The organism is Prosthecobacter sp. (genome assembly GCF_020439865.1).
Taxonomy (GTDB): domain Bacteria; phylum Verrucomicrobiota; class Verrucomicrobiia; order Verrucomicrobiales; family Verrucomicrobiaceae; genus Prosthecobacter.
This window is the reverse complement of record NZ_JAGRPF010000224.1, coordinates 1-7,974: the sequence shown is the minus strand read 5'-3', so window position 1 is coordinate 7,974 and position 7,974 is coordinate 1. Positions and strand designations below refer to the sequence as shown.

Sequence of the window (7,974 nt, the reverse complement as noted above, 5' to 3'; positions counted from 1 at the left end):
TGGCCTTCCGCATGCAGGCCAGCGTGCCGGAACTCACCGATCTGAGCAAGGAGTCCGAGGCCACGATGAAGCTCTATGGCGACGACGTGCGGAAACCCGGCTCCTTTGCCAACAGTGTGCTCATGGCCCGCCGACTCGCCGAGCGCGGAGTGCGCTTCATCCAGCTCTATCACAACAACTGGGACCACCACAGCAACGTCGGCGGTCGCATGCCCAGCCAGTGCAAGGACGTGGACCAGCCCTGCTTTGCCCTGCTCGAAGATTTGAAGCAACGCGGCATGCTCGACGACACGCTCGTCATCTGGGGCGGTGAATTCGGCCGCACCATCTACTCCCAGGGCGGCCTCTCGAAAGAGAACTACGGCCGCGACCACCATCCGCGCTGCTTTAGCATGTGGATGGCCGGCGGCGGCGCCAAAGGCGGCGCGATCTACGGCGAGACCGACGACTTCAGCTACAACATCGTCAAAGACCCGCTCCACATCAGCGACTTCCACGCCACCGTCCTGCAACTCCTCGGCTTCCACGCCGACCGCTTCAGCTTCAAGACGCAGGGACTCGACGGCAAACTCATCGGCATCAATCCCGCGAAGCCAGTCAAGGCGCTGATGGCGTGATCATTCACTTCGCCTTCGGGCGGTTCCGATACTTCTCCGCCAGTCGAGTGTGACGTGATTCGAGCGACTGCTCGACGCCGCTGATCCACAACTGCTTCACCTGGCTGCGGATGTCGAGGATGTCGCCCGTCGCGACGAACAGGGATGCGTCCTTGCCGGGCTCGATGCTGCCAAGCCGGTCCGCGACACCGTGAATCTGCGCAGGCACGAGCGTGATCGACGCCAGCGCCGCGTCCGCAGGCAGGCCAAACGCAGCGGCCTGTGCGGCGATGTAGGGCAGGTTTCGTTGACCGGAAGCACTGGCGCGATCAAGCCCTTCGCTGATCGCCACACTGACACCCGCCTGATGCAAAATCGACGGTGCGGCAAATTGCACATCGTAGCTGTCGCTCGAACGAACCGGCAGGGTGAAGACCTCGGTGTAAACGACGGCGATCTTCCGCTTCGCGAGTTCCTCGGCATGCATCCATGCGTCGCGACCACCAAAGATCACGATTCGCAGCTTCGGGCGTGATTCGCTCCATGTCAGCGCCGCCTTGATCTCGCGCTGGCCGTCCGCGTGAATGATGAGCGGCACGTCGCCACGCAAAACAGGCTGCATCGCCTCCCACGCGGGCACTTTAGCCGCCTTGGCATCGCGTTTGCCCCAGGCCTCGGCGTCTGCAAAGAAGCGCTCGATCTCGCGCACCTTCTCTTTCCTCTCGCGCGACTGCTCATCGAGCGATTTCGCATCGGTGGGCGTGTTAGGGCCGGGGATCTTCAGCGAATGGCCCGGCCACACGAGATGCATCGCCGTGTGGCGGCGCACCAGCATGTCCTCAATGGTCCAGCCACGTGCCGCCATCATGCCGGAACTGCCGGTGATGAATTTCCCCTGTGGAATCGGCGCGAAGTGCGTGATCCCGTTTGCCCGCGCCACCGGAATCAACTCGCTGTCCGGATTCACCGCATTCCACGACTCCACCTCCGGCGTGAACTCGCCCGTCTCCCTGTCGTCCACTGCCGCACGCAACGCTGGAATCTCCACGAGCCCGAGATCCGTGCCCGCACTCACCAGACCGGGATACAGATGCATGCCCTTCAGCTCGATCACCCTGTCCGCCTTCTCATCGATCCGCGCAGCCACCGCCGCGATCTTGCCATCACGCACCAGCACATCGCCCGTTTCGAGCGTTCCCTTGGCAACCGTGTGCACGACCGCTCCGCGCAGCAGCAGAGTATCAGCATGCGCCGTAGTGAGCGCGAGGAGGAGAAATGAAATCAGTTTTGCCATGAGAGAGTCCTTTCCATGCAGCAGTCCACGCAGAGGTGGTTCTGACGTTCTTCGAGTGTTCTGAAAAAGAATCGCGCCTTCGCCTTTTCATCGCCGCCTTTGTCATCCGTGCTGCTGGAGGCGAGTTTTTTCGCCTTGGCGATCAACGCGAGCCTTTCCGTATTTCGCGCCTCGGCACGACGTTTGGCGGCCTCGCGTTCGAAATACTGCTTTCCGTCAATCCACGTCTGCAGACAGATCGATGTCGTGGATAGCGGATGACCGCTCCAGATGGCAAAATCTCCGTCCTTGCCCGGCTCGAGGCTGCCGACTGTCTTGTCGATGCCGAGTTGCTTTGCCGGATTGATCGTCACAAACTTCAACGCCTCCTCCTCGCTCGTGCCGCCGTATTTCACCGCCTTCGCCGCCTCCAGGTTCATGCGCCGCGCGTGATCGGATGAATCGGAGTTGAAGGACACCAGTACGCCTCGCTCACGCATGATGCTTCCCGCATGCGGAATGGCGTCATACACCTCCAGCTTGTAAGCCCACCAGTCGGAGAAAGCGGACGCGCCCGCACCGTGCTTGGCGATCTCATCAGCCACTTTGTAGCCTTCCAGAATGTGTTGCAGCGTGCCGACGCGCACCTTGAAGCTCTCCATCACGCGCAGGAACGCGAGAATCTCATCCTGCCGGTAGCTGTGGCAATGAATGAGACGCTCGCCGCGAATGATCTCCGCCAGCGCTTCCAGTTCGAGATCGCGTCGCACCGGTGGGCCGTCCTTTTTCGCGAGCGCGGCCATGTAGTGCTGCGCAGCAGTGAACCGGTTTGTATGGAAGGCGGGAACGCCCATGCGCGACTGCGGAAAACGCGATTTGAAGGCGTCACCCCAGCCCGACTGCTTCACGTTCTCCCCCAGCGCAAACTTGATGCCGCCGGGAGCGCCCTTGAGCTTCAAATCCTCAGGAGCAGCACCATCACGCAGTTTGATGACACAGTTCTGACCGCCAATCGGATTCGCGGATCCATGCAGCAGATTCGCAATTGTGAGTCCGCCTGCGAGTTGCTGGTGAATCGTCTCCGATTCGGAGTTCACGACATCGCCCACACGCACCATCGCGGTCGAGGGCAGCGTGCCTTCGTTCACGCCCCCCATGATCATGCTGTGGCTGTGGCAGTCGATGAGGCCCGGCGTGACGTGAATGCCCGGCAAGTCGATCACATACGCGTCTTTCGGCGCCTGCTCAATGGAACCCACCGCCTTCACCCTGCCATCCACGATCAGCAGTCCCGTATTCTCGATCTTCCCCTTCGGTCCGCAGGTCCAGATCGTCGCTTTCTTGATCCAAATGATCTTCGGACTCAAAAGCGGCCCACGATCCTGTTGCGCAGGTGTAGCGGTCAGCGTTTTGCGTTCCTCCTTGGCTTCCTTTTTGTCTTTTTCATCCTTCAGCGCAGCGGGAAACAGGCGCCCATCGATCCACACTTCGCGCACGCGTGACTTTTCATCGAAGTAGCCGCCATTTTCAACCACAGTGAGGTTCGCGATCTTCCCCGGTTCGATGGTGCCGAGTTGATCTGCCACACCGCAGATTTTCGCCGGAATGGTCGTCAGTGCGGCCAGCGCATCGTCCGTGCTCAGCCCACGTGCGACAGCAAGCCGTGCGTTCGCGCGAAAGGAACTGCGTTTAGCCAGCCCATGTGTCGTGAGCGCGATTTCGATGCCCTCGCGGCGCAGCAACGCGGCATTGCCCGGCGCGTGATCCCACGCACGCAGTGTTTCAAACGGCACCGCCTGCCAGTCATCGTCCTCCGGCATCTTAGCAACCTCGGGAAAGTCGAGCGGCACGATAAACGGCGCCTTCGCTGCACGTGCCAGTTCCGGCCTGCGCCATTCTTGGCCACAGGCGAGCAGTACGGGCTGCAACTCGAACTCGCGCGCCAGATGCGCGGCGCGCTCCACCATCAACACACTGGCAGGTTCAAACAGCACCGGCATCTTCTTGTCCGCCGCAGGCAGCAGCGCCTCCAGTGAGGTGTCCACGTTGGGTCGCGGACGGTCCTTCGGATGCTTCGCGAAATGCGCGTGATCCGCCGCCTGATGCCGCGCATCGAGAAACGTCTGCCGCACCACCGCGATCACGCCCATGAGCGAGGCCGGATAGGGGCGCGGCTTGCGGTCTTCGTCATCACCGCCCGAGCGCGGTGCATCGATGCTCACGTGTTGAAACGTGTCGGGCTTGAGGATCGCCACATCGGGATCGGACGATGCCAGTGTGACAAAGGTGCTCGTGCCACGAATCACGCCCGCGTCCGGCACGACATTTGCCGCTGTGAAGCCTTCGTTCCGCAAGGCGTCGAGTGATTTCTGCGACGGTGCATGCTCGCGTGCCATGCGACGCTCCGGCGTCACCACCGACTTCGCACCCGGTCCGCCTGCCGCCGAGTTCACGCCCAAAAAAGGTGCCGTCGCCCCCGAAGTCAGCGCTCCCTCGTTCACTGGTGGGCCGCCGTCGGCCGGTGCTTCGCGTGTGGACTTCGCAAAGGTCACATACGCATCGATGAAGCCAGCATACACCGTCGCTCCATCGAGGTCATGCACGCGCGCATCGTCCGGAATGGCCACTTTCTCACCCACGGCCACGATTCGCCCGTCGCGCAGCACGACGGTGCCCTTTTTGATCTCGACCCCCGGTTTCACGACAATCCGCGCATTCGTGAGTGCATGACTCGATGCTTCCAGCGGTCGCCATCCGGGCGGTCGAATCGAAGAATCAACAGCCAGGACCGGAAGTGCGAGCGCGGCGAGGACCAAGACGATTTTCATGCGCGTGTTTTAAAGGCTTGTCGCCAAGATGACAGGCAAAATCAGCCTTGAGTCTGTTTTTCCGCCGTGATGGATGGTCTGCGTGGCGGTTTCGAGCGTCGCGTCGGCATTTTGATCCGCGGCGGTGTTGTGATTGCGGTCGTAGTTTGGGAAATCGCTGCTGGTGATGTCCAGACGGATGCGATGGCCGGCTTGGAACTCGTTCGAGGTCGGACGCAGCTTGATGCGATACTCGACGACCTCGCCCGGCGTGATGAGCTTCGGCTTGTCGAGCCCGTTGCGGTAACGAGCACGCACCATCCCGCTGGCGATGTCGCGATTTGTGCCATCCGGCGCCACATCGATGAGTCGCGCGAAGAAGTCGGTGTCGGGCGCGCTCGACGCCGCGTGGAGAACGACCTCCGGATAGCCGGTGACCTCCATCGCGTCCTTCAACGGCTCCGTTTGATAGACGAGGATGTCCTCGCGCTTCGCCAGTGGCGCCTGATCGGCCGGCGTGGTGAACATGCTCGCGCCCCACAGCGTGGGCACCGGATTCGTTGGATCGTAGCGATAGCTGTCGCTGCCTGCGGCGGGCGATTCCATCACGAGCGCTCCATCGCCTGCCGGCGTGCTGGCCTTGCCGCCGCTGTGCAGATGCAGCGTGTGCGTTTTCGCCCGTACAGGCGGCCATTCCTGCTCATCACGCCACTGATTTCGTCCCATGACGAAGATTTTCACCGGTGCATCTTTGTCCACGCCGGTCGGCTTGCCCTTGAGCCAGTAGTCAAACCAGCGCAGCTCGACCTTGCGCGTGTCGAGCGCGGCCTCCTTGCCGAAATCGACCGTGCCCACCTTGCGACCACCGCTGCCTGTGTGGCTCCACGGACCGATGATGAGACGCTGGCCGTTGCGCGCTGTCTCCGTCTTTCCGACGCGGCGCATAGCCTGATGCATCTCGATGCCGTCGTTGCAGTGGTCAAACCAGCCGCAGATGTCGAGGTTCGGCACGCTGACCTCCGCGCAGTGCTCCACAAACTGCCAGGGCTCGCGAAACGGCTCGCGCATCCACGCCTGCACTGCGTCCTCCTCGTGCTCGAAGACATTCTTCGGCAGCTTCATCCACGGCAGGAAGTGCAGCAGGCGGTCGCGGTCGCCCTCCTTCCACAGCTTGGCCATCTCCGCCTTCGTCGTGAGATCCTTCACGCCCATGTGCTTGCGCATGTCCGGCGCCATGCCGGTGTAGAACCAGTTCAAGCGCCGTCCCGGCCGGATCGTGCCCGGACCTTCGAGTTGGGTGAGCCGGGCGGGAATCGATCTCGCGCACATGCACACGAGCGAAGGCGGGCGCAGCGGTGCGAGCCGCCATTGCAGGAAGGCATTGTAGCTCACGCCATAGGTCCCCACTTTGCCATTCGATCCCGGCAGCTTCGCCGCCCACTCGACGGTGTCGTAGCCATCTTCCGCATCGTGGGTATCAAAGCGGTAAAACGATTCCCATTTGCCATCCGAGGCATAACGTCCGCGCGCATCCTGCGTGACGACGATGTAGCCCGCATTCGCATAGGGCTCGCCCTTTTGACCGTCCTTGTCATACGGAGTGCGCAGCACCAGCACCGGCCACGGCCATTCACCTTCGGGTCGGAACACGTTCGCTCGCAACACCACGCCATCCCGCATCAGCACCGCGACGTTCTTTTCGATCTGAACAGCCTGCGCGATGCAGGACCAGGCGACAAGGATCAGCAAGGACAGTGACTTCATGGCGTAACCTCCAACGCCTCTCTACGCACGATCTGTCTGCATCGCGCGAAACTTCCCAGGCGCCATGCCCGCGTAACGGCTGAAGTGGCGCGTGAAGGCGCTTTGATCACACCAGCCGGTCTGCAGGGCGATTTCACCGAGCGGAAGGTCCGTCTCACGCAGAAGGCGCGTGCCTTCATCGAGGCGGAGTTTGTGCAGGAGTTGCAGCGGGCTCATTTGAAACAGGCGCTGCACGCGCTGCTCGAACTGATAGACGCTGAGACCCGCCTTGGTGGCGATGTCATCGATACGCAGGCTGTCGGCGTAATGCTTCTGCATGTGCTTCAAGGCAGCGGCGAGTTCGGCGAAGCCGCTGGCCTTGTCGCTGGGCGCATTGAGATCGCGCGAGATACCGGTGACGCCGATGATCCGACCCTTCGCATCCTTCAGCGCATGTTTCGTCGTCAGGCACCAGCCAGCCTTGCGGCCCGGGTAGATGTGGAGTTCGAGCTGATGCTCCACCGGCTTGCCGGTCTTCAGCACCTGCTCGTCCTGACGCGCATAGCTCGCCGCCAGTGCTTCCGGAAACACCTCGGCAGGCCGTTTGCCGATGAGCTTCGCCTTGTCGCCGCCTGCGCAGCGATCGGCGAGCGTCTGATTCACGCGCACATAACGACCGACGACGTCCTTGATGAAGAAAACGACATCCGGCAGCTCGTCGAAGAGCAGCTCCGCGAATCCGTGCGCGGCGAAAGGATCGTCTGTGGCCGTCATTTTGGCAGAAATGGCAGGTTCATGATGCCAAAGCAAGCAAGACCCACGTGCATCATCGCTTAGCATGGTCCACGTTCCCCCGCCATCCACCATGTCCCTTCCCTCCTCCCCTTCCGTCAACTGGTCCGCCGTCTTTCCCGCCGTCGTCACGCAGATGCATCAAGACCAGTCGCTCGACCTCGCGGCCACCGCCCGGCATTGGGAGGCGCTCATCGACTCCGGTGTGGCCGGCTTGATCGTCTGCGGATCGCTAGGTGAAAATCAATGCCTCCTTCCCGAGGAAAAGCGCGCCGTCGTGAAGCACGCCGTCGAAGTTGCAGCGGGGCGCGTTCCCGTCGTCAGCGGCGTGGCCGAAATGAGCACGCAGGCAGCGATCAGCTACATGCAGGACTGCGAGAAGCTCGGCGCATCCGGCTTCATGATCATGCCGCCGATGGTTTACAAGACCGACCCGCGCGAGACGCAGCACTGGTTCCGCACGCTCGCGAAGGCCACGCCGCTCTCGTGGATGCTCTACAACAACCCCGTCGGCTATAACACCGATGTGACGCCGGAGATGTTCGTCGAACTGGCCGACATCCCGAACCTGCTCGCCATCAAGGAGAGCAGCGCGAACACCCGCCGCATCACGGAACTGCGCAATCAGACCGGCGACCGCTACCGCATCTTCACCGGCGTGGACGATCTCTTCCTCGAATCCGCCATCCTCGGCATCGACGGCTGGGTATGCGGCAGCGGCATCGCCTTCCCGAAGGAGAACCAGCAGCTCTGGGATCTCGCC

6 protein-coding genes are annotated in these 7,974 nt (G+C 62.0%); 2 read left to right on the top strand and 4 right to left on the bottom strand.

Going from position 1 to position 7,974, the window contains the following annotated elements:
* On the top strand, positions 1 to 617 hold a 617-nt coding region (locus KDL09_RS24150), incomplete at its 5' end, for a DUF1501 domain-containing protein (protein ID WP_294391149.1).
* A gap of 4 nt (positions 618 to 621) precedes the next feature.
* On the opposite strand, the gene KDL09_RS24145 is transcribed toward KDL09_RS24150, so the two are convergent.
* From KDL09_RS24145 to KDL09_RS24130, 4 genes are read right to left on the bottom strand one after another with little or no spacing between them, the layout of a single operon-like run.
* Positions 622 to 1,890, bottom strand: a complete 1,269-nt coding sequence (locus tag KDL09_RS24145) for an amidohydrolase family protein (protein ID WP_294391146.1) — start codon at positions 1,888 to 1,890, stop codon at positions 622 to 624.
* Positions 1,878 to 4,697 (bottom strand): amidohydrolase family protein, encoded by a 2,820-nt coding sequence (locus KDL09_RS24140; RefSeq protein WP_294391142.1) that lies wholly within the window; start codon positions 4,695 to 4,697, stop codon positions 1,878 to 1,880. The genes KDL09_RS24145 and KDL09_RS24140 overlap by 13 nt, the downstream gene beginning before the upstream one ends.
* Before the next feature lie 9 nt (positions 4,698 to 4,706).
* Positions 4,707 to 6,440, bottom strand: a complete 1,734-nt coding sequence (locus KDL09_RS24135) for a CocE/NonD family hydrolase (protein WP_294391138.1) — start codon at positions 6,438 to 6,440, stop codon at positions 4,707 to 4,709.
* A gap of 21 nt (positions 6,441 to 6,461) precedes the next feature.
* Positions 6,462 to 7,193: an AraC family transcriptional regulator gene (locus KDL09_RS24130; RefSeq protein ID WP_294391135.1), complete on the bottom strand. Its 732-nt coding sequence runs from the start codon at positions 7,191 to 7,193 to the stop codon at positions 6,462 to 6,464.
* A 91-nt stretch (positions 7,194 to 7,284) separates the two neighbouring features.
* On the opposite strand from KDL09_RS24130, the gene KDL09_RS24125 reads away from it, so the two are divergent.
* On the top strand, positions 7,285 to 7,974 hold a 690-nt coding region (locus tag KDL09_RS24125), incomplete at its 3' end, for a dihydrodipicolinate synthase family protein (protein WP_294391132.1).

What these genes read in the sequence shown, in the direction of transcription:
- KDL09_RS24145 (WP_294391146.1), bottom strand. Translation starts at nt 1,890, where the DNA reads ATGGCAAAACTGATTTCATTTCTCCTCCTCGCGCTCACTACGGCGCAT.
- KDL09_RS24140 (WP_294391142.1), bottom strand. Translation starts at nt 4,697, where the DNA reads ATGAAAATCGTCTTGGTCCTCGCCGCGCTCGCACTTCCGGTCCTGGCT.
- KDL09_RS24135 (WP_294391138.1), bottom strand. Translation starts at nt 6,440, where the DNA reads ATGAAGTCACTGTCCTTGCTGATCCTTGTCGCCTGGTCCTGCATCGCG.
- KDL09_RS24130 (WP_294391135.1), bottom strand. Translation starts at nt 7,193, where the DNA reads ATGACGGCCACAGACGATCCTTTCGCCGCGCACGGATTCGCGGAGCTG.